The 19,947-nt window shown below is 71.9% G+C and carries 17 protein-coding genes; 11 read left to right on the top strand and 6 right to left on the bottom strand.

Annotated features, from left to right (window positions below):
* The first annotated feature begins 32 nt into the window (after positions 1-32).
* From NR112_RS02060 to rpsT, 3 genes are all read left to right on the top strand, one after another.
* On the top strand, positions 33-2,273 hold the full coding sequence (locus NR112_RS02060) for an ATP-dependent DNA helicase (protein ID WP_256792317.1): 2,241 nt from the start codon (positions 33-35) through the stop codon (positions 2,271-2,273).
* Positions 2,274-2,343: 70 nt separating this feature from the next.
* Positions 2,344-3,303 (top strand): DNA polymerase III subunit delta, encoded by a 960-nt coding sequence (gene holA, locus NR112_RS02055; protein WP_256792316.1) that lies wholly within the window; start codon positions 2,344-2,346, stop codon positions 3,301-3,303.
* Between the two features lie 226 nt (positions 3,304-3,529).
* Positions 3,530-3,790, top strand: coding sequence for a 30S ribosomal protein S20 (gene rpsT / locus NR112_RS02050; protein ID WP_256792315.1), 261 nt, complete (start codon positions 3,530-3,532; stop codon positions 3,788-3,790).
* 60 nt (positions 3,791-3,850) lie between these two features.
* On the opposite strand, the gene NR112_RS02045 is transcribed toward rpsT, so the two are convergent.
* Positions 3,851-4,393: a type II toxin-antitoxin system PemK/MazF family toxin gene (locus tag NR112_RS02045; RefSeq protein ID WP_306216590.1), complete on the bottom strand. Its 543-nt coding sequence runs from the start codon at positions 4,391-4,393 to the stop codon at positions 3,851-3,853.
* A gap of 125 nt (positions 4,394-4,518) precedes the next feature.
* On the opposite strand from NR112_RS02045, the gene NR112_RS02040 reads away from it, so the two are divergent.
* Positions 4,519-5,757 carry an MFS transporter gene (locus NR112_RS02040; RefSeq protein ID WP_256792313.1) on the top strand — a complete coding sequence of 413 codons (1,239 nt, stop codon included), beginning with the start codon at positions 4,519-4,521 and terminating at the stop codon, positions 5,755-5,757.
* 16 nt (positions 5,758-5,773) lie between these two features.
* Here NR112_RS02040 and NR112_RS02035 read toward each other — a convergent pair whose 3' ends face one another.
* Together NR112_RS02035 and NR112_RS02030 are read right to left on the bottom strand one after the other, a co-directional pair.
* Entirely contained in the window at positions 5,774-6,115 is a 342-nt protein-coding gene (locus NR112_RS02035; RefSeq protein WP_256792312.1) for a cupin domain-containing protein, read from the bottom strand.
* The gene (locus tag NR112_RS02030) at positions 6,103-7,206 is read right to left on the bottom strand and encodes a M48 family metallopeptidase (RefSeq protein ID WP_256792311.1); all 1,104 of its coding nucleotides are present in this window, start codon (positions 7,204-7,206) and stop codon (positions 6,103-6,105) included. Before NR112_RS02030 ends, NR112_RS02035 begins: the two co-directional genes overlap by 13 nt.
* 198 nt (positions 7,207-7,404) lie before the next feature.
* On the opposite strand from NR112_RS02030, the gene lepA reads away from it, so the two are divergent.
* Positions 7,405-9,249 carry a translation elongation factor 4 gene (gene lepA, locus NR112_RS02025; RefSeq protein WP_256792310.1) on the top strand — a complete coding sequence of 615 codons (1,845 nt, stop codon included), beginning with the start codon at positions 7,405-7,407 and terminating at the stop codon, positions 9,247-9,249.
* Between the two features lie 65 nt (positions 9,250-9,314).
* On the opposite strand, the gene NR112_RS02020 is transcribed toward lepA, so the two are convergent.
* Positions 9,315-10,136, bottom strand: coding sequence for a tyrosine-protein phosphatase (locus tag NR112_RS02020; RefSeq protein WP_256792309.1), 822 nt, complete (start codon positions 10,134-10,136; stop codon positions 9,315-9,317).
* A gap of 96 nt (positions 10,137-10,232) precedes the next feature.
* Here NR112_RS02020 and NR112_RS02015 point away from each other — a divergent pair, with 96 nt between their 5' ends.
* From NR112_RS02015 to NR112_RS02005, 3 genes are all read left to right on the top strand, one after another.
* Positions 10,233-11,483 carry an MFS transporter gene (locus NR112_RS02015; protein WP_256792308.1) on the top strand — a complete coding sequence of 417 codons (1,251 nt, stop codon included), beginning with the start codon at positions 10,233-10,235 and terminating at the stop codon, positions 11,481-11,483.
* A gap of 66 nt (positions 11,484-11,549) precedes the next feature.
* Positions 11,550-13,343, top strand: a complete 1,794-nt coding sequence (locus tag NR112_RS02010; protein ID WP_256792307.1) for a DUF563 domain-containing protein — start codon at positions 11,550-11,552, stop codon at positions 13,341-13,343.
* Positions 13,327-13,485 carry a hypothetical protein gene (locus tag NR112_RS02005; protein WP_256792306.1) on the top strand — a complete coding sequence of 53 codons (159 nt, stop codon included), beginning with the start codon at positions 13,327-13,329 and terminating at the stop codon, positions 13,483-13,485. Before NR112_RS02010 ends, NR112_RS02005 begins: the two co-directional genes overlap by 17 nt.
* Positions 13,486-13,492: 7 nt before the next feature.
* Here NR112_RS02005 and NR112_RS02000 read toward each other — a convergent pair whose 3' ends face one another.
* Entirely contained in the window at positions 13,493-14,218 is a 726-nt protein-coding gene (locus tag NR112_RS02000; RefSeq protein WP_256792305.1) for a peptidylprolyl isomerase, read from the bottom strand.
* 63 nt (positions 14,219-14,281) lie between these two features.
* Between NR112_RS02000 and hemW the strand changes: the two genes are divergently transcribed.
* The 3 genes from hemW to NR112_RS01985 all read left to right on the top strand — a co-directional run bounded on the left by hemW (position 14,282) and on the right by NR112_RS01985 (position 18,899).
* Entirely contained in the window at positions 14,282-15,517 is a 1,236-nt protein-coding gene (hemW, locus tag NR112_RS01995; RefSeq protein WP_256792304.1) for a radical SAM family heme chaperone HemW, read from the top strand.
* Positions 15,518-15,542: 25 nt separating this feature from the next.
* Positions 15,543-17,039 (top strand): aldehyde dehydrogenase family protein, encoded by a 1,497-nt coding sequence (locus tag NR112_RS01990; protein ID WP_256792303.1) that lies wholly within the window; start codon positions 15,543-15,545, stop codon positions 17,037-17,039.
* Between the two features lie 141 nt (positions 17,040-17,180).
* The gene (locus NR112_RS01985; RefSeq protein WP_256792302.1) at positions 17,181-18,899 is read left to right on the top strand and encodes a CHAP domain-containing protein; all 1,719 of its coding nucleotides are present in this window, start codon (positions 17,181-17,183) and stop codon (positions 18,897-18,899) included.
* Between the two features lie 46 nt (positions 18,900-18,945).
* Here NR112_RS01985 and NR112_RS01980 read toward each other — a convergent pair whose 3' ends face one another.
* Positions 18,946-19,830 carry a DUF3097 domain-containing protein gene (locus tag NR112_RS01980; protein ID WP_256792301.1) on the bottom strand — a complete coding sequence of 295 codons (885 nt, stop codon included), beginning with the start codon at positions 19,828-19,830 and terminating at the stop codon, positions 18,946-18,948.
* Positions 19,831-19,947: the final 117 nt, after the last annotated feature.

Genomic DNA, 19,947 nt, shown 5'->3' with positions numbered 1-19,947 from the left:
GGCGAGTCGGCCCCGCGGCATACGCTGATCCAATGCCTCAGCGACCCGCGCTCGACGACCTCCTCCACGCCGCGGTGTCGGGGGTCGGAGGTGTCGAGCGCCCCGGGCAGGTCGAGATGGCCAAGGCCGTCGCGCACGCCATCGACGGCGGCGAGCACCTGCTCGTGCAGGCCGGGACCGGCACCGGCAAGTCGCTCGCCTACCTCGTGCCTGCCGTCGCGCACGCCTTCGAGGCGGGCAAGCCCGCAGTCGTCGCGACCGCGACCCTGGCGCTGCAGGCGCAGATCGTCGACCGCGACATGCCGCGGGTCGCCGACGCGCTCGCGCCCGTGCTCGGGCGACGACCGACCTACGCCCTCGTCAAGGGGCGGCGCAACTACGTGTGCCTCAACAAGCTCGAGGGCGGCTTCCCCGACGACGAGGACGGCCTGCTGTCGGTCGGGCAGGTCGACGCCGCCGTCGGCCGTCTCGGCCAGGAGGTCGTCCGGCTGCGGGAGTGGGCGAGCACGACCGAGTCCGGTGACCGCGACGAGCTCGTGCCCGGCGTCTCGGAGCGCGCGTGGCGGCAGGTCTCGGTGTCGGCGCACGAGTGCATGGGCGGCAAGTGCCCCCTCGTCGCCGAGTGCTTCGTCGAGCGCGCCCGCGAGGCCGCCAAGGACGTCGACGTCATCGTCACCAACCACTCCTTCATGGCCATCGACTCCTTCGAGGGCCGGCAGATGCTGCCCGAGCACGACGTGCTCGTCGTCGACGAGGCCCACGAGCTCGTCGACCGCGTCACCGCGACGATCACCGACGAGCTGACCGGCACCATGGTCATGACGGCCGCGAAGAAGGCCGGCCGCATGTCCGAGAACACTGCGGCCATGGACGAGGCCGGGGAGATGCTCGCCCAGGCGCTCGAGCCGCTCGAGGAGGGGCGGATGCTCGGCATCCCCGACTCCGTCGGGCTCGCGCTGGCCCGCGTGCGCGACACGGCCCGCACCGTCCAGAGCGACCTCAAGCCACCAGCCGGGCAGGAGGCCGACGGCGCCCGTCAGGTGGCCCGCGCGGCCGTCGACGAGATCCACGAGAACGCCGAGCGGATCCTCGAGGAGCGCGAGCTCGACGTCGTCTGGCTCAGCCGCGACCAGCGCCGCGGGCCGGTCCTGCGCGTCGCTCCGATGAGCGTCGCGATGCTCGTGCGCGACAAGGTCTTCGAGGAGCGCACCGTCGTCCTCACGTCCGCGACGCTCGAGCTCGGCGGCACGTTCGACGCCGTGGCCGGCACCATCGGGCTGCGCGGTGAGGGCGCCCCGAGGTGGCAGGGCCTGGACGTCGGCAGCCCCTTCGACTACCCGAAGCAGGCCATCGCCTACGTCGCCGCCCACCTGCCGCCGCCCGGACGTGACGGCGCCGGCGACGACACGCTCGACGAGATCGAGGAGCTCGTGCGTGCCGCCGGCGGCCGCACCCTCGGCCTCTTCTCGTCGATGCGCGCGGCCCAGACGGCCGCCGAGGTCATGCGCGCGCGGTTCGGCGACGACATCCCGGTCCTCTGCCAGGGCGAGGACCAGATCACGACCCTCGTGCGCCAGTTCGCGCGCGACCCCCGCACCTGTCTGTTCGGAACGCTGACCCTGTGGCAGGGCGTCGACGTGCCGGGCTCGTCGTGCCAGCTCGTCATCATCGACCGCATCCCCTTCCCGCGACCCGACGACCCGCTCGCCTCCGCCCGGTCGCAGGCGATCGCGCGGATGGGCGGCAATGGCTTCATGGCCGTCTCGGCCACCCACGCGGCGCTGCGCCTCGCCCAGGGCGCCGGGCGTCTCGTGCGCCGCGCCGACGACCGGGGCGTCGTGGCCTTCCTCGACTCCCGGATGATGACGGCGAGGTATGCCGGCTTCCTCCAGCGCTCGCTGCCGCCCTTCTACCCGACGACCGACCAGAAGATGGTGCTGTCCGCGCTGTCCCGGCTCGACGCCATGGCACCGCCGCCCGTCCCCGTCGAGGAGCCGGCCCTGCGGTCCCTGACCGGGGCGCGCTCCGACGCCGACGGCACGGAGCACCCGAGGCCGGTCGCGGTGGCCCCGCCGGCTCCGATCTCCTCGCGCAGCGCGGTCACGTCCGGGCACGCGTGGACCGACGAGCAGGACGAGGAGCTGCGCGACGCGGCGGAGACCGGCATGCAGCTCGACGAGCTCGTCGACCACTTCGAGCTGCCCGAGGAGACGATCGTCGCTCGCGTCGAGCAGCTCGGGCTCACCCTCGCGTCGGGCGCCCTCTTCGACTGACACGCGTCACCGGGCTTGCCGGGATCCCGGGGGTCCCGGGGTGTCGGCGTCCCATGGCAGAGTTGCCGCCATGACCGACCCGGCCATCCTTCCCTTCGTGCTCGTGACCGGCCCCGAGGGCGTCCTCGTCGAGCGGGCCGTCGCGGGCGTCCTCGCCGGCGCCAAGGAGGCCGACGTCGAGGTCATCCGCATCGAGGCCGCGACCTACGAGTCCGGCGCCCTGCAGATGCACGCCAGCCCTTCGCTCTTCGGCGGCACCAAGACGATCGTCGTGCGCGACCTGCACGAGTCACCCGACGAGCTCCAGCTCGACCTGCTGGCGCTCCTGGCGGCGCCTGACCCCGACGTCGGTCTCGTCGTCGCACACGGGGGAGGGATGAAGGGCAAGAAGGTCCTCGACACGATGAAGAAGGCTGGTGCCCGCGTCATCGAGTGCCCCGCCATCAAGACCGACCGCGACAAGACCGACTTCGTCATGAAGGAGTTCTCGGCCGCTCGGCGCAAGATCACGAGCGAGGGCGTGCGCGCGCTCATCGAGGCCGTGGGCAAGGACGTCCGCGAGCTCGCCGCCGCCTGCTCCCAGCTCGTCTCCGACACCGAGGGCACCGTCGACGACGCCGTCGTCGACACCTACCACGGGGGCAAGGTCGAGGCCACGGGATTCCGGGTCGCCGACGCGACGATCGCCGGGCACTCCGCAGAGGCGCTGCGCCTGCTCCGACACGCCATCGCCACCGGGGTCGACCCCGTCCCGATCGTCGCCGTCATCGCCTCGCAGCTGCGCCAGCTCATCAAGGTCGGCGCGGCCGGCCGGGGCAGCTCGGCCCAGCTCGCCAAGAGCCTCGGCATGGCCCCGTGGCAGGTCGACAAGGCTCGCCGCGCCGTCGGCCACTGGACCGCCGACGGGCTCGCGGTCGCCGTCCAGGCCGTGGCCGCAGCGGACTTCGAGGTCAAGGGCGGCGGCCGCGACCCCGTGTATGCCGTCGAGCGGGCGATCCTGACCATCTCCCGCGCGCGAGCGGCCCGCTGAGGCCGAGCGCACCGGACGACCGCGCGGACCGCGGCGGACGGCATACCTCCGGTTTGGTCGAGCGCCCCGCCCGCTGGTAACTTTGACCCTTGCGTGCGCGCTCAGGTCGTGCGCGCATGCATGCACCATCCAGAGCCGCTCACGCAGGGTGTCCCCACGCCCGGTCCCGAGCAGCTTTGCCGCCCTCTAACGGCAACCATCCGACCGAACGAAAGAAACCATCAACGTGGCAAACATCAAGTCGCAGCTCAAGCGCATCAAGACGAACGCGACGCGCACCGAGCGCAACAAGGCCGTCAAGAGCGAGCTTCGCACGTGGGTCCGCAAGGTCCGCGAGGCCACGGCCTCCGGCGACAAGGACGCTGCTGCCGACGCCCTCAAGACCGCCTCGAAGAAGCTCGACAAGGCTGTCAGCAAGGGTGTCATCCACCAGAACCAGGCTGCCAACAAGAAGTCGACGCTGGCGAAGAAGGTCGCGTCGCTCTGACGCACCACCCATTCGTCTGAACGGGCCCGTCACCTCGTGGTGACGGGCCCGATCTGCGTCTCAGCCGTGGTGGCCGCGCGCGGCGGCCACGACCTCGTCGTAGCGGTCGCGGGGGAGCACGGCACCCTCACGGCGCACCCTGTCGGGGTCGACCCGAACGAGCCGGTTGACCCGGACCTCGCTCGGGCGTCCTCGGCCGTCCCACGCGCCGGTGCCGATGTCGACCCACTCGCGGCCCGAGCGTCGCTCCTGCTGCTCGTCACGGTCGTGGTCCTTGCTCGTCAGGGGCAGCGCCACGAGCCAGTCGCCCTCGCGCCCGATGACGAGCACCGGCCGGTCCTTGCCCTGGCTGTGGTCCTCCTCGTAGGGCACCCAGGTCCAGACGATCTCGCCGGGATCGGGGCGGCCGTCGGGTCGCGGCGCATACGTCGTGTCCGGCAGGCTCGTCGCGTCACCGGGGTACGGCGTCGCAGTTGCGGACCAGGTCGCGGCACGCGGACGCTCCGGCGCGCTGGGCGCGGACGAACGGGTGTGGGTCGTGGAGGGCGAGGCTCGCACGAGGCCGCGCAGGCGGCCGACCAGGCGTTCGAAGGTGCTGGGCATGGGAATCACCGTAGCCGCGTCACCGTTACCGTTGGGGTCCGAAACCGGGTCGACGGCGATCCGCACCACTCATGCACCCCGCCCCCATCGTGGATGTCGACGAACGACCGAACCCGGAGAACCCTGTGAGTCCCGCCGCACGCCGCACGACCCTCGCCATCCTCGCCATCGCGGTCGGCGGCTTCGCCATCGGCACGACGGAGTTCGTGACGATGGGCCTGCTGCCGCAGGTCGCCGACGGGACCGGTGTCGGCATCGCCACCGCTGGTCACTACGTCTCCGCCTACGCCCTCGGCGTCGTGGTCGGTGCGCCGCTCATCGCCATCGCGTTCGCCAAGGCGCCGCGCAAGGGTCTGCTCATGGGGCTCATGGCCTTCTTCGCCGTCGCGCACCTCGCGATCCTCGCGGCGAACACGTACCCGACCGTCATGGCCGCCCGCTTCCTCGCAGGTATGCCGCACGGTGCCTTCTTCGGCATCGGCTCGGTCGTGGCTGCGTCCCTCGTGTCGCACCGGCGCCGCACGGCGGCCGTCGCTGCCATCCTCGGTGGCCTCGGCGTCGCCAACGTCGTCGGCGTGCCGCTCGCGACCCTGCTCGGACAGCGTTTCTCGTGGCACCTGCCCTACGTCCTCGTCGGTGTCATCGCGGCCGTGACCGTCGCCGCCATCGCGGTGTTCCTGCCGCACCAGCCGCCGAGCGGCGAGGAGTCGATGCGGGCCGAGGTGCAGGCACTGCGCCGGCCCCAGGTCTGGCTCGCGCTCCTCATCGGCGTCGTCGGCTTCGGCGGCATGTTCGCGATGTACTCCTTCATCACGCCGACCATGACCGAGCTCGCCGGGCTCGACGAGGGCTACATCCCGTGGGTGCTCGCTGTCTACGGCGTCGGCATGGTCGTCGGCATGGTGCTGAGCGGCCGGGTCGCCAACCGCGTCGGCGTGCTCAAGGGGATCATCGGAGCGCTCGCCGCCATCGCCGTGCTCCTCGCCCTCTTCGGGTGGGCCGCCCAGATCCTCTGGCTCGCGGTGCTCATGGTCTTCGTCCTGGGCCTGCTGCCCTCGATCGTCGTGCCGCTGCTCCAGACGCGCCTGATGGACGTCGCGCACGAGGGCCAGTCGCTGGCCGCCGCGCTCAACCACTCGACGCTCAACACCGCGAACGCCCTCGGCGCATGGCTCGGCTCGATCGTGCTCGCCGCGGGCTGGGGCTACGGTGCCCCGAGTCTCGTCGGTGCGGGTCTCGCCGTGATGGGCGTCGGCGTCGCGGTGCTGTCAGCGGTGCTCGAGAGGCGTTCCCGGGTCGCAGCAACCCAAGCCGACCGTCAGGTCGAGCCGGCCCCCACCGTCTCGGCCACGACGAACGCCTGACGGCCGGGCGCGTCGCTCACTCGAGCCAGTCGGTGACGAAGCGGTCGTTGGCGTGGATGTGGACCGCTTCGTAGCCGCCCGGCCCCGTGCGGAACCGGTGCGGCGTGCCGGCCGGGACGACGAGCACCTGACCGGCGTGTCCGAGGACTTCGTCCGCCCCGACCGTGAAGGTCGCCGACCCGCGCCGGATGATGAAGGTCTCGGCGTAGGGATGCCGGTGCAGGCGGGGACCCACGCCCTCTCGCGTCGTGGACTCGAGGATGATGCTGATGCCCGCACCTCCGGGCAGCACCTCGTAGTTCTCGGTCCAGTCCTCGCCGTCGTCGCGGCCGTCGGCCCGCTCGATCAGGGTCTCCATCGCTCGTCCTCTCGGTCCGTCGGCGCCGTCGTCGGGGCCGTCGCGTCGGGGTAGGGCGCGGGGACGCCCTCACTCCCTCGTCGAACGGCGGGAACGCCGTTCGACACGGCGTCGACCGGGACGCCCTGGGTCACCTCGCGGCTCGGCACCGTCGCGGGGAGTGGAGTGGGCGAGAAGCCGACCATCGCCGGGAGGGCGTACGCGCCGGGCGCGGCCGGGGCGCCCCACAGCCACGGCTCCCGCGGGCGCCAGAGCAGCCGCCCCGGACGCCGCCGGTCGCGCAGGGCGTGCATGCGCCACAGCAGCACCGGGTGGCTCGCAGCCGCGTTGGTCACCCACACGAAGAAGCCCGGCTCGGTGACGGCGCGGTCTGCCATCGCGTCGACGTCGACCGACCGCCCGAGGTACTTGCCCCCGGCGAGCGTCGCCATCGCCGACCGGGCGCCCTGGGGCGCGAGAGCGTGGCCGTAGTTGTCGGCGGTGTACTCCTGGGCCCGGCTCAGCGTCGAGCCGACGAGCGGGATCCACTGCGAGGCGAACGTGCCGAGGACGCGCCAGTAGCTGACGTGACCCGCGGCGATGTGCCCGACCTCGTGGGCGATGACGAACCGGAGCGCATCGGGCTCGCGCGCCGCCCCACCGACCTCGAGGAGGTCGCTGTTGACGAACACGAACCGCCGGAGGCCGTGTCCGGACGCCGCCGCGTTGATGACACCGTTGCCGAGCACGACGTACGCGTCGGGCACGTAGGAGAGGCCGGAACGTCCCGCGGCGTCGACGAGCATCGCGTACGCCTCGGGGAACTGCTCGGGGGTCAGCTTGATGCCGGTCAGGCGCTGCTGTGCCCACAGCTGCCCGCGTGCGAACCAGACGAGCAGCGGGGCGAACACGAGCGCCAGCGCGTAGACGTCGGGCGTGCGCTGCTCGTGGATGGCGGCCGACACCTCCGCGAAGGCGGCCAGGAGCAGGAGCAACGAGGCGATGATCGCGACGACGAGCGTCAGGATCTCCCGCGGGTGCCGCACGTGACGCCGCAGCGGCAGGTGCGACCCGGGGGCCACGGGCAGGACCTGCATGGGTTGGGCGCGCATGGCCGCCATTGTGCGTCACGACTCGGGTCGGTGGTGGGCGCGGGCCACGAGGGCGTGAGCAGCGGATCCCCAAAGCATGGGAGACTGTGGTGGCTGCGGGGCTCTCCGAGCGGCTCGAGTGACTCGAGCGCCGCCCGCCCACCGACCAGCACCATCCCCGTCACCCTGACTCTGCGAGGTTCGTCCCACGTGTCGCCCATGGCCCGCTCCGCGTTGGCACCCAACGCAACGCCGCCGGACCTGATCCGCAACTTCTGCATCATCGCGCACATCGACCACGGCAAGTCCACCCTGGCCGACCGCATGCTGCAGCTGACCGGCGTCGTCGACGCGCGCGCGATGCGCGCGCAGTACCTCGACCGGATGGACATCGAGCGCGAGCGCGGCATCACGATCAAGAGCCAGGCCGTGCGGATGCCCTGGGAGCTCGACGGCACGACGTACGCCCTCAACATGATCGACACCCCGGGGCACGTCGACTTCACCTATGAAGTGTCCCGGTCGCTGGCCGCCTGCGAGGGCGCGGTCCTCCTCGTCGACGCAGCCCAGGGCATCGAGGCACAGACCCTCGCGAACCTCTACCTCGCGATGGAGAACGACCTCACGATCATCCCGGTCCTCAACAAGATCGACCTGCCGGCCGCCCAGCCGGAGAAGTACGCCGAGGAGCTGGCCAAGCTCATCGGCTGCGAGCCCGAGGACTGCCTCCGGGTCTCCGGCAAGACCGGTGCGGGCGTCGAGCCGCTGCTCGACAAGATCGTCGGCACCCTGCCGGCCCCCGTGGGCGACCCGGACGCCCCGGCTCGCGCCATGATCTTCGACTCGGTCTACGACACCTACCGCGGTGTCGTGACCTACGTCCGCGTCGTCGACGGCAACCTCAGCCCGCGCGAGAAGATCGTCATGATGTCGACCCGGGCGACCCACGAGCTGCTCGAGATCGGCGTCATCAGCCCCGAGCCGGTCCCCGGCAAGGGGCTCGGTGTGGGCGAGGTCGGCTACCTCATCACCGGCGTCAAGGACGTGCGTCAGTCGCGCGTCGGTGACACGGTGACCAACGCGAGCAAGCCCGCGACGAAGGACCTCGGCGGCTACCGGGACCCGAAGCCGATGGTCTTCTCGGGCCTGTATCCCATCGACGGGTCCGACTACCCCGCGCTGCGCGACGCGCTCGACAAGCTCAAGCTGAACGACGCCGCACTCGTCTACGAGCCCGAGACGTCCGCGGCTCTCGGTTTCGGCTTCCGTGTCGGCTTCCTCGGACTGCTGCACCTCGAGATCGTCCGGGAGCGGCTCGAGCGCGAGTTCGACCTCGACCTCATCTCGACCCAGCCCAACGTCGTCTACGACGTCACGATGGACGACGGCAAGTCCGTGCACGTGACCAACCCGAGCGAGTACCCCGACGGCAAGATCCGCGAGGTGAGCGAGCCCGTCGTGCGCGCCACGATCCTCGCGCCGTCGGAGTTCGTCGGCGCGATCATGGAGCTGTGCCAGCAGAAGCGCGGCAACCTGCGCGGGATGGACTACCTCTCCGAGGACCGCGTCGAGATGCGCTACACGCTGCCGCTCGCCGAGATCGTCTTCGACTTCTTCGACCAGCTGAAGTCCCGCACCCGCGGCTACGCCTCGCTCGACTACGAGCCCGACGGCGAGCAGGTCGCCGACCTCGTCAAGGTCGAGATCCTGCTCCAGGGCGAGACCGTCGACGCGTTCTCGGCCATCGTGCACAAGGACAAGGCCTACGCCTACGGCGTCATGATGGCGAGCAAGCTCAAGGACCTCATCCCGCGTCAGCAGTTCGAGGTCCCGATCCAGGCCGCCATCGGCTCGCGGATCATCGCCCGAGAGAACATCCGCGCCATCCGCAAGGACGTGCTCGCCAAGTGCTACGGCGGCGACATCAGCCGCAAGCGCAAGCTCCTCGAGAAGCAGAAGGAGGGCAAGAAGCGGATGAAGATGGTCGGTCGGGTCGAGGTGCCGCAGGAGGCCTTCGTCGCTGCGCTGTCGAGCGACGGCGACAAGGGCGACAAGAAGAAGTAGCCACAGCCGCAGCCCTCTGTGATTCGGTCGGGGCTGTCGCCCCCAATGCTACGGGCCGTGGCGACTCAGGCCTCGAGCAGCTTGCGCCGCAGGCGCTCCGTGTCGGCCGCCGTCCAGCCTTGGGAGTCGAGCCAGCCCAGCGGGCCGCCGTAGCGCTCGTCGAGTGCGGCGAGCAGCAGGCGCATCGTGTCGGTGGTCGGCGACTGCTGCGCCACGGTCTTGTCCTTGAGGTTCGCGGCGTACGCCTCCTTGGCGCGCAGCCGGTCCATGATCGCGGCGACGCGCTCGGCCGACGCCGCGTAGTCGGCCACGACGAGGTCGTCGGGCACGCCCACGACCTTGAGTGCGAGTCCGACGACCGTGCCGGTGCGGTCCTTGCCGGCGGCGCAGTGCACGATCGCGGCACCCTCGCTCGCGGCGATGGCGTGCAGAGCGGCAACGACCGAGTCGGGCCGTCTCGCGAGGTAGCCGAGGTAGTGCTCCGACCAGAACTGGTCGTGGCTCGGAGAGTGGCCACCGTTCCTCTCGGCAGCCGCGGCGTCTTGACGCTCGTCGGTCTCCCAGGGGAGGGCGCGCTCGGCGGCCGGGATGCCCGACTCGGTCGTGTCCTCGCGGTAGAGCGTGTGGTGGTGGTGTCGTATGCCGTCCAGCGCGCGGAGCGGGCCGTCGCCCTCCTTCGCGACCTCGACATCGGTGCGCAGGTCCACGACGTCACTGACGCCGTAGCGGTTGACGAGGGCGTCGACGGAGCCGGGTGTGAGGTCCTGGAGGTTGTCGGAGCGCAGCAGCCGACGCGGTCGGAGGGTGTCGCCGTCGGCGGTCACCATGCCGCCCACGTCACGCATGTTGACGACGCCGTCGAGCTCGATCCAGTTCGGGCTGTACACCCCAGCACCATATGCGACTCTCCACAACGACTTGCACCGATGTGCCCACCGCCAGATATCTTGACGTCGAGAGAAATGCGTGACGAGGAGAGTGTCATGACGGCGACGACGACCCAACCGCTGACCAGCCGGGGCATCCCGGTGGACCGCGACCTGCGCATCCTCGCGTTGGGGTCGTTCGCCAATCGTTTCGGGGCCGGCGCCGTCCTGACGACCAGCGCCCTCTACTTCACTCGCCAGGTCGGCTTCAGCGCCACCGAGGTGGCGCTCGCGATGTCGGTGTCGGCGGTGGTCGGCATCGTCGTCCAGGTGCCGGCCGGGCACCTCGGCGACACGCGTGGCCCGCGGCGGGTGCTCACGGCGTTCATGGTCGGCGCGGCTGTCTTCAGCGCGCCGCCGGTGCTCGCGACGACCCCATGGATGCTGGCGCTCCTGCTCGGCGTCCTCGCGTTCTTCGAGCGCGGAGCCGGCGCGGTCAACCAGGGCGTCATCGCCCAGCTCGCCACCGGCGGTCGAGGGGTGCTCTTCAAGGCGTATCTCCGGGCCGTCACGAACACGGCGCTCGGCCTCGGATCGGTCTTCGGCGGTGCGGCGCTCATCCTCGACCAGCGGTGGGCCTACGTCAGCGTCTTCGTCCTCAACGCCGTGTTCACAGGGTTCGCCGCCTGGAACTCGACGCGGCTGCCCGAGATCGCCCCTCATGCCCGGGCCGTCGGCGAGCCGCGGCTCGCGGTGATCCGCGACTGGCCCTACGTCGTCATCACCGTCATCACGGGGCTCTTCTCGCTCCACTTCTTCGTCATGGAGCTCGGCCTGGCGCTCTACGTCTCGGCCCACACGGCCGCGCCCACGGTCATGGTGGCCGTCCTGCTCATCATCAACACCGCCGCCGTCGCGCTCTTCCAGGTCCGGCTCTCACGTCGCGCCGACTCCGTCGTGGCCGGCGCCCGGGCCCTCGTGCGCGGGGCGTGGTGGATCGCTGCGGGCTTCGCGATCGTCGCCGTCGCCGACCGGGGGTCGATGTGGCTCGCCGTCGCCGCCCTGGTCGCCGGCTCTCTCGTGCACGTGGTCGGCGAGATGATCGGCTCGGGTGGGCAGTGGGGACTGCAGATGGGTCTCGCGCCTCACGAGCGGCAGGGGCAGTACCAAGGCTTCGCCGGCCTCGGGTTCAGCGTCCTCGCGGTCGTCGCACCGCCGGTCGTCACCTACCTCTGCGTCGACCTCGGCGAAACCGGCTGGCTGGTCCTGGCAGCCTTCATGGTCGTCATCGCGCTCGTGTCGGTGCCCGCGGCCCGCTGGGCGCTGGCCTCCCGGGGCCGCTACGGCGTCACGACACACTCGGGCTGAGCCCGCCCTGTGAGCTCTCCGGCAACCGCCCCGTCCTGACGCTCCCGGTGGCGAGGGCGTGCTTGGATGTCCCCTGTGCCAGCCACGCGACCCACGGACGGTGATGCCGCCGACCCCGCCGTGGGGGAGCCGGCGACGCACCCGGCGAGCGAGCTGGTCAGGCGCGCCGACCAGCAGCGGTGGGCCGACGTGCGGCCGCACCTCGCCGCCATGGAGGTCGTCGTCGACGCGCTGCAGGGGCGCACCGACGGCGCCGTGCTCGTCGTGGGCGGCCGCGACGCCGCGCCGTGGTCGGCGATCCTCGCGGACCAGTGGCCGAGCCTTCGCGTGTCGACGGTGCAGCTGCCCGACGACGCCTCGACGACCCATGCGCGGCTCACCGTCGAAGGGCCCTTCGACCTGGTCGTCGATGCATCCGACGAGAACGGCAACGAGCAGGCCCTGCTCTTCGAGCGGGTCTTCATGCACCTGCGCCGGGGCGGCGAGTACGTCGCCCGACGTCTCGTCCCGCTGGCGCTCGAGGCGCCAGCGCCCGCCTCGTGCCCGACGGAGTCCCTCGCCGAACGACAGGCGGCAGCGCTGACCGCCTCGGACGGCGGCTCCCGGATCGCCGTCGACGACGCCCTGCCCAACGAGAACCTGCCTCCGGATGCCCCCTTTGCCGGCGACCTGTGGGGACTCGTCGCCAGAGCCCAGGAGGCTCGCACCCGCGACTTCCAGGACGACCGGATCGATGCGCCCGCCTACCGGGACGTCGAGGGGCTCGGGCGCTCGCTCGAGCAGGTCCACGTGCACAGCAAGGTGCTCCGCGTCGTCAACGGCGTGCGCGTCGCACCCAAGTTGCGCGAGGAGGAGGTCGACACCGTCCTCGCGGGTCGACCGGAGCTGGGGGAGCGGCTCGATGCCTTGGCGGCCGTCACGTGGACCGCGACCTGCGCCTACGACGTCAACCGGGTAGCCGATCCCTACGTCCAGTCCCGGTTGACCGTGCCGGAGATGGTGCTGCGTCGCTACGACGGCCCGACATGCTCGCGGGGGCAGATCGTGACCCGAGACGACCTCCTCTTCCCCGAGACGTTCCGGCAGAGCTGGATGGAACGGATCGCCAACGTCTACGTCGTCGAGCGCGCGCCCCGGTTCGGGACGGTGCGCCGAGACATCAGCGCGCCCGACGAGCTGCCCGGCGCCTGGTTTCACCTCGACTCGGAGTGGCCGGGGCACTTCGGCCACCTGATGACCGAGCAGCTGGGCCGCATGTGGGCCTGGGAGCGGGTCCGCGAGCTCGAGCCCGACGTCAAAGTGCTCCTGACGCTCCAGCACGACCGTGAGCCGGCCGTCCTCGCACCCTTCGAGATCGACATCCTCGGCGCCTTCGGGATCACGCCAGACGACGTCCACGTCTTCATGGCCCCGTGTCGGCCCGAGCGGCTCTACACCTCGACGGGCATGTTCTCACTCCCTCGCTTCGTCCACCCCTCGATGGCGAGCATCTGGGACCGCGTCGGCGACCACGTCGTCGCCTCGGCCGAGAAGCGCGAGCGACCCCGCCGGATCTTCGTGTCCCGTCGGCCCTCGCTCAAGCGCTCGTGCCACAACGTCGCCGAGGTCGAGGCGTTCTTCGTCGAACGGGGGTTCGCGATCGTCCACCCCGAGGACCACCCGCTCGCCGAGCAAGTGGCGCTCTTCCCGCGCCGCCGAGACGATCGCCGGATTCGCGGGGAGCGGTCTCTTCTCGCTCGCGTTCTGCCGCACGCCGAAGCGTGTCTTCGCCCTCGGGCCCGACGCCTACACGGCCCGCAACGAGTTCCTCATCGCGGCCCTGCGCGGTCACGACCTCACCGCGGTGCGCAGCAGGTCTGACCTCGAGCACCCTGACGGCTCGTGGACCCAGCAGGCCTTCGCATCGAGCTTCACCTTCGACTTCGCCGACGAAGGGCGCTTCCTCGCCGATCGGCTCGACCGGGCGGAGGCCCTGGGGCCGTTGTCCCGGCGCCGCGGCTGATCACGGCTCAGCCGCGGCGCACCTCGACGGTGAGCACGCTGATGGAGGTGAAGGGTGGCCCGTCCGACCGGAAGTCCTCGCCGCCGAGACTCACGATGTGCCGCACGATCTGCTGACCCGACGTGACGCTGCCGATGAGGGAGTAGACGGGTGCCCCGGCCGGCACCGTGAAGTCGCGGTGGACGACGAAGAACTCGCCTGCGGTGCCGGGGAAGCCGTCTCCCCGGGCCAGTCCGACGTCGCCGACCCGGTAGGTGCGGTCCGCGGGCACGTTCTCGAGGGGCAGGTCGTAGCCGGGCTCGGCCGTGCTGCGGCCCGACGGGTCACCGCACTGGAGAAAGGCGGTCGGCGCCGGGTCCGTGGTGAGCCGGTGGCAGACGCTGTCGGTCCAGTAGCCCGCCCGAGCCAGCGTGACGAACGAGGCGACGCTCCTGGGGGCGCGCCTTCCGTCGAGGCGGAGCGTCAGGTCGCCGCACGTCGTGCGGACGTGGGCGGTCCAGATCGAGCCTGCTGCCACGGACGCGTCCGGAGCCGCCGTGAAGGTCGGGAACGCCGTGGGCGGCAGCGGGGGAGCCGTGCACGAGACGTCGTCCGCGGCGGGCGCGGATGCCTGCTCCCCGCCGCGCTGTGCGACGACGGCGACGTACAGCACGACCGCCAGTGCGGCGATGACCAGCGCGAGCGTCGCGAGGAACGGCACGTTCCTGCGCCGCGACGACGGCGACTGGGGCATGGGGGCAGCGTACGACCGCGGGGAGTGGACGGGACATGCCCACCGGGCTGGGACAATGGACGTATGCCGCCCTCCGCCCTCCCCGACGGCGACCCCGCTCCCAGCACGGGTGAGCTGCCCGCCGCGGCGCTGGTCGACCTCCCGGGCACCGACCTCGGCGTCTACGTGCACGTGCCGTTCTGCACGGTCCGCTGCGGCTACTGCGACTTCAACACCTACACGCTGACCGAGCTCGGCGGCCCGGGGGCGAGCATCGGGATCGACACGTACGCCGATGCGGCCCTGCGTGAGCTCGACCTCGCCCGTTCGGTGCTGGGCGACGAAGCGCCCCCGGTGTCGACGGTGTTCGTCGGCGGTGGCACTCCCACGATGCTGAGGTCCGCCGACCTCGTGACGGTGCTGGACGGCATACGCACGCGGTTCGGGCTGGCCCCCGACGCGGAGGTCACGACCGAGGCCAACCCCGACTCCGTGACGCCCGACTCGCTCCGGGAGCTCGCCGCCGGCGGCTTCACCCGCGTCTCCGTCGGGATGCAGTCGGCCGTGCCGCACGTGCTGCGCACCCTCGAGCGCACGCACGACCCCGACAACGTCGCGCGAGCCGTCGCCGCCACGAAGGCCGCCGGGATGCAGGTCAGCGTCGATCTCATCTACGGAACGCCGGGGGAGTCGCTCGAGGACTGGCGCCGCAGCCTCGAGGCCGCCGTCGCCCTCGAGCCCGACCACGTCTCGGCCTACGCGCTCGTCGTCGAGGACGGCACCAAGCTCGCGGCCCAGGTGCGCCGCGGAGTCGTACCCGCGCCGGAGGACGACGACGAGGCCGACAAGTACGAGCTCGCCGACGAGCTGCTCTCCGCCGCGGGGTTCGGGTGGTACGAAGTGAGCAACTGGGCGCGCACGGAGCAGACCCGGTGCCGCCACAACGTCGCGTACTGGTCGGGGACGAACTGGTGGGGCGTCGGGCCGGGCGCGCACAGCCACGTCGGCGGCCTCCGCTGGTGGAACGTCAAGCACCCGAGTGCGTATGCCGCCCGGCTGGGTGCGGGGGAGTCGCCCGCCCAGGCGCGCGAGCTGCTCACCGACGACCAGCGTTACGACGAGCGTGTGCTGCTCGGCACACGCCTCGTCGAGGGACTGCCGGTCTCCGATCTGCGAGGATCGGGTCGCACCGCCGTGGCCGGCCTCATCGCCGACGGTCTGCTCGACGGCACGGCCGTCCTGCGGGACTCGCGCCTCGTGCTGACCCGGCGCGGGCGCCTGCTCGCGGACACGGTGGTGCACCGGCTCCTCGCCTCCTGAGGGGCCCCCGACGAGGAAGGCCCCGATGAGCGAGACCCTGTCGACGACCACCGGTGACGCGGCGGACTCCCACGCGAGCCGCGGAGCGGTCTCGCACGCGGCGGAGGTCGTCGCCGCGGCCCGACGCGCCTTCGACGACGGGGTCACCAAGCCCCGGGACTGGCGGGTCGCCCAGCTGCGGGCCCTGCGCTCGCTGCTCGTCGACCACGAGGACGAGCTCGCCGAGGCGCTGCACGCCGACCTCGGCAAGAGCGCCACCGAGGCCTGGGTCACCGAGACCGGCTTCGTCGTGCGCGAGATCGACCACACGCTGCGACACCTCCGGTCGTGGACCGCCCCGCGCCGCGTGCCGGTGCCGCTCTCGCTCGCACCCGGCCGCGCCAAGGTCGTGCGTGAGCCGCTCGGCGTCGTCCTCGTCATCGCGCCGTGGAACTACCCGGTCCAGCTGTGCCTCGCCCCGCTCGTCGGCGCGCTCGCTGCCGGCAACGCCGTCGTCCTCAAGCCGAGCGAGCTCGCCCCGGCCACCTCACGGGTGCTCGCGCGCCTGGTTCCGCAGCTCCTCGACGACTCGGCGGTCCACGTCGTCGAGGGGGCGGTCCCGGAGACGACCGCGCTGCTCGCCGAGCGGTTCGACCACATCTTCTACACCGGCAACGGAGCCGTCGGTCGGGTCGTCCTCGAGGCCGCCGCCCGGCACCTGACGCCGGTGACGCTCGAGCTCGGGGGCAAGTCCCCGGCCTACGTCGCCGACGATGCCGACCTCGAGGTGACCGCGCGCCGGCTCGTCTGGGGCAAGTTCACCAACGCCGGCCAGACGTGTGTGGCGCCCGACTACGTGCTCGCGAGCCGCTCGACGCTCGATGCCCTCAAACCCCTTCTCGGGCAAGCGATCCGGGAGGCATTCGGTGCTGACCCGTCCACGTGCGCCGACTACGGCCGGATCGTCAACGCGCGCCACTTCGAGCGGCTCACCGCTCTCGTCGACCCGGCCAGGGTCGTTGCCGGCGGTCGGTCCGACGCCTCCACGCGCTACCTCGAGCCGACCCTCGTCGAGGTCGACGACGCGGACGACCCGCGTGAGCTCGTCATGCGTGAGGAGATCTTCGGTCCCGTCCTACCCCTCGTCGCCGTCGACGGGCTCGACGCGGCGATCGACGTCGTCAACCGGCGTGACAAGCCACTGGCGCTCTACGTCTTCACACGCTCCGACGAGGTGCGTCAGCGCTTCGTGCGCGACACCTCGTCCGGCGCGCTCGGCTTCAACATCCCCCTCGCGCACCTCGCCGTCCCCGGCCTTCCCTTCGGTGGGGTGGGACCCAGTGGCATGGGCGCGTACCACGGTGAGCGCTCCGTCGCGCTCTTCTCGCACGACAAGGCCGTGCTCGCCCTGCCCACCCGACCCGACACCACGGTCTGGGTGCGGCCGCCCTTCACCTCGCTCAAGGAGCAGGTCATCGCCCGCGTGGCCGTCCCCGGCCGCCGGCGAAGCGGGGACCGCTCGGTGCGACCACGGGACAAATGACAGTGGTGTCGTTAACACAGGAGTGGCCGGAGGTCACGTAGATCTCTCGCGTGTCGCCTGGGATTTTTGGGAAACCAGTGATCGTGTGGCCCGATTGTCCTAGATTGCCGAGTGCACCCACGGCGACCACGGGAGACACCTATGCCACGCGAGCGCGACCTCGGGGCCGTGCCCCGTCTCTCCGGACCCGGCACCGCCTCCGGTCGGGACTCTCGTGCCGCAGGGACGCGCACCGGCGCCGTGCTCCTCGCGGTGGTCGCGCTCCTGCTCGGGGCGGTCGGGACGGTCGGTCTGGCCGGACCGGCCCGCTCCGCCGAGTGGATCGTGCTGTGCACCGGCTACGACCCGTGCCAGGCGGCCGGCTACCCGAACTCGGGCTACAAGGACAACAGCGCCACGAGCTACTGGCGCCAGTCGTCGGGGCACAACTGCACGAACTACGTCGCCTACCGCCTGGTCAAGAACGGCCTGCCCAACACCAGGCCCGCCACCCTGTCCGGCAACGCGTACAACTGGGGTCCGGCCTTTCCGGGCCAGACGAACGACGACCCTGCCGTCGGCTCGGTCGCCTGGTGGAACACCTCCTTCTCCTCGACGGGACACGTCGCCTACGTCGAGAAGGTGGTGTCGGCCGATGAGGTCCTCGTGTCCGAGGACAACTGGGGTGGCGACTTCAGGTGGCGCAAGGTCACGAGGGCCGGAGGCAAGTGGCCCAACGGCTTCATCCACCTGCGGGACCAGGGCGCGACGGTCATCGACACCGACGTCTACCGCCCTCTGACCCCCACCCGGCTGCTCGACACCCGCACCGGCCTCGGGGCCCCGGCGGCCAAGGTCGCGGCCGGTGCGTCGCTCGCCCTGCAGGTCAGCGGCCGAGCCGGCGTCCCGAGCGGCGGCGTCGGCACCGCGATCCTCAACGTCACGGTCACCGCGCCCGCCGCGGCCGGCTACCTCACGAGCTACCCGTCCGGTGCGACCCGCCCCGGATCCCGCAGCGTCACCTACCCGGCCGCCGGCACGATCAGCGAGCTCGTCCCGGCCCGACTCGGCACCGACGGCAAGGTCCGGCTCTACACCTCGGCGGCGGCGCACCTCGTCGCGGAGGTCGTCGGGTGGTACCCCACGACGGGGCACCTCGTCTCCGTCACACCGACCCGTGTCCTCGACACGCGCACCGCTCTCGGCACGCCCCAGGTGCGCGTGCCCGCGAACGGCAGCGTCGACCTGCCGGTGGCCGGCGCCGGCATCGTCCCCAGCACGGGGGCGTCGGCCGTCGTCCTCGCCGTCTCGGCGGTCGCGCCCAGCGCCGGCGGCTGGCTGACGGCATACCCGACGGGGACGACCCGACCGACGACGGCGCACGTGCGCTACGACGCGGACGCCGCCATGACGGGTGTCGTCGTGTCGCGGATGGGCACCGGCGGCAAGGTGACCATCCAGTCCACGGCCGAGACCGACCTGCTCGTCGACGTGGTCGGCTGGTTCAGGACGGGCGGTGACCACGTGGCGCTCGCCCCGTCGCGAGTGCTCGACACCCGCATCGGGCTCGGTGCCCCGACGGGGCGCGTCGCGGCGGGCTCGACCGTCTCGGTGCCCGTCCTCGGCCGGGCAGGGGTGCCCACCGTCGGGGTGGCGGCGGTGTCGATCACCCTGACCCCCATCGCACCGACGGCGACGACCGCCGTGACGGCGTATGCCTCGGGCACGACCCGACCGACCCCCGCCAACGTCACGGTGGCCTCGGGCCGAACCCGGGTCAACGCCGTCGTCGTCCCGGTCGGCGCCGACGGCTCGATCACGGTGCACACGAGTGCGGCGTCCTACCTCGTCGTCGACGTCCAGGGCTACCTCAAGAAGTGACCCGGGAGCCCAGGACGCCCAGGGCGCCCAGCGGGGCCGCCGAGGCTCAGGCGCCGGGCTCGGTGACGAAGTCGATGAGCTCCTCGACACTGGCGAGCAGCGTGGGCTCGAGGTCGGCGTACGTGCGCACCGTGCCGAGGATCCGCTTCCACGCGTTGGCGATGTCCGCCTGGCTCGTGTGGGCCCAGCCGAGCTCGGCGCAGATGCCGTGCTTCCACGACGTGCCGCGCGGGATGACCGGCCACTGCTGCCAGCCGAGCCGCTCGGGCCGCACGGACTGCCAGACGTCGACGTAGGGGTGGCCGAGGATGCGCACGTGCTGGGACAGGCCCGGGAGGGCCTGGGCCTGCGCGACGATCCGGGCCTCCTTGGTGCCGGGGACGAGGTGGTCGACGAGCACCCCGAGGCGCCGTCCGGGTCCCGGCTGGAAGTCGGCGATGATGCCGGCGAGGTCGTCGACGCCGTCCATGAGCTCGACGACGACGCCCTCGACGCGCAGGTCGTCGCCCCAGACCTTCTCGACGAGCTCGGCGTCGTGACGACCCTCGACGTAGATCCGCGACCCGCTCGCGACGCGCGCTCGCGCGCCCTCGACGGCGACCGAGCCGCTCGCGGTCCGGGACGCGGCCCGGCGTGCGCCGGCGAGGGCGGCGCCCGCGGCGGCCTGCGGGGGAGTGAGCGTCACCGGGGCGCCGTCGAGGAGGAAGCCCGGGCCGAGGGGGAAGGCCTTGGTGCGTCCGCGGCGGTCCTCGAGGTGGACGACGTGCATCCCGCCCGCCTTCTCGACCCGCACGACGGCGCCGACCCAGCCGGTCTCGACCTCCTCGACGACGAGGTCGGGCTCCGCCGGTGTCGGGGTCGACCGGCCGCGCCGCGGGGCACGCCAGTCGCCGCTGAGCACGTCGGATCCGTAGCGATCGTTGGGGGGCACGACTAGGGAGGGTATGCCGCCGGGTGGGGTCGGACGCAGCCGCCACGCGGGCGGGGGCGGAGGTCCCCCGACGGCATACGGTTGGATGAAATCGGAGATCCGCGAGGCACGTCGTAG

Source organism: Terrabacter sp. Ter38 (genome assembly GCF_024519435.1).
In the GTDB taxonomy this organism is placed as follows: Bacteria; Actinomycetota; Actinomycetes; order Actinomycetales; family Dermatophilaceae; genus Terrabacter.
The sequence above is the reverse complement of the archived record's forward strand: the minus strand, read 5'-3'. Positions and strand labels throughout refer to the sequence as shown.

Coding starts and splice junctions, on each gene's coding strand:
- lepA (WP_256792310.1), top strand. CDS start 7,405: ATGGCCCGCTCCGCGTTGGCACCCAACGCAACGCCGCCGGACCTGATC.
- NR112_RS02045 (WP_306216590.1), bottom strand. CDS start 4,393: ATGCCCAGCACCTTCGAACGCCTGGTCGGCCGCCTGCGCGGCCTCGTG.
- holA (WP_256792316.1), top strand. CDS start 2,344: ATGACCGACCCGGCCATCCTTCCCTTCGTGCTCGTGACCGGCCCCGAG.
- hemW (WP_256792304.1), top strand. CDS start 14,282: ATGCCGCCCTCCGCCCTCCCCGACGGCGACCCCGCTCCCAGCACGGGT.
- NR112_RS02000 (WP_256792305.1), bottom strand. CDS start 14,218: ATGCCCCAGTCGCCGTCGTCGCGGCGCAGGAACGTGCCGTTCCTCGCG.
- NR112_RS01985 (WP_256792302.1), top strand. CDS start 17,181: ATGCCACGCGAGCGCGACCTCGGGGCCGTGCCCCGTCTCTCCGGACCC.
- NR112_RS02015 (WP_256792308.1), top strand. CDS start 10,233: ATGACGGCGACGACGACCCAACCGCTGACCAGCCGGGGCATCCCGGTG.
- NR112_RS01990 (WP_256792303.1), top strand. CDS start 15,543: ATGAGCGAGACCCTGTCGACGACCACCGGTGACGCGGCGGACTCCCAC.
- NR112_RS02030 (WP_256792311.1), bottom strand. CDS start 7,206: ATGCGCGCCCAACCCATGCAGGTCCTGCCCGTGGCCCCCGGGTCGCAC.
- NR112_RS02060 (WP_256792317.1), top strand. CDS start 33: ATGCCTCAGCGACCCGCGCTCGACGACCTCCTCCACGCCGCGGTGTCG.
- NR112_RS02010 (WP_256792307.1), top strand. CDS start 11,550: ATGTCCCCTGTGCCAGCCACGCGACCCACGGACGGTGATGCCGCCGAC.
- NR112_RS02035 (WP_256792312.1), bottom strand. CDS start 6,115: ATGGAGACCCTGATCGAGCGGGCCGACGGCCGCGACGACGGCGAGGAC.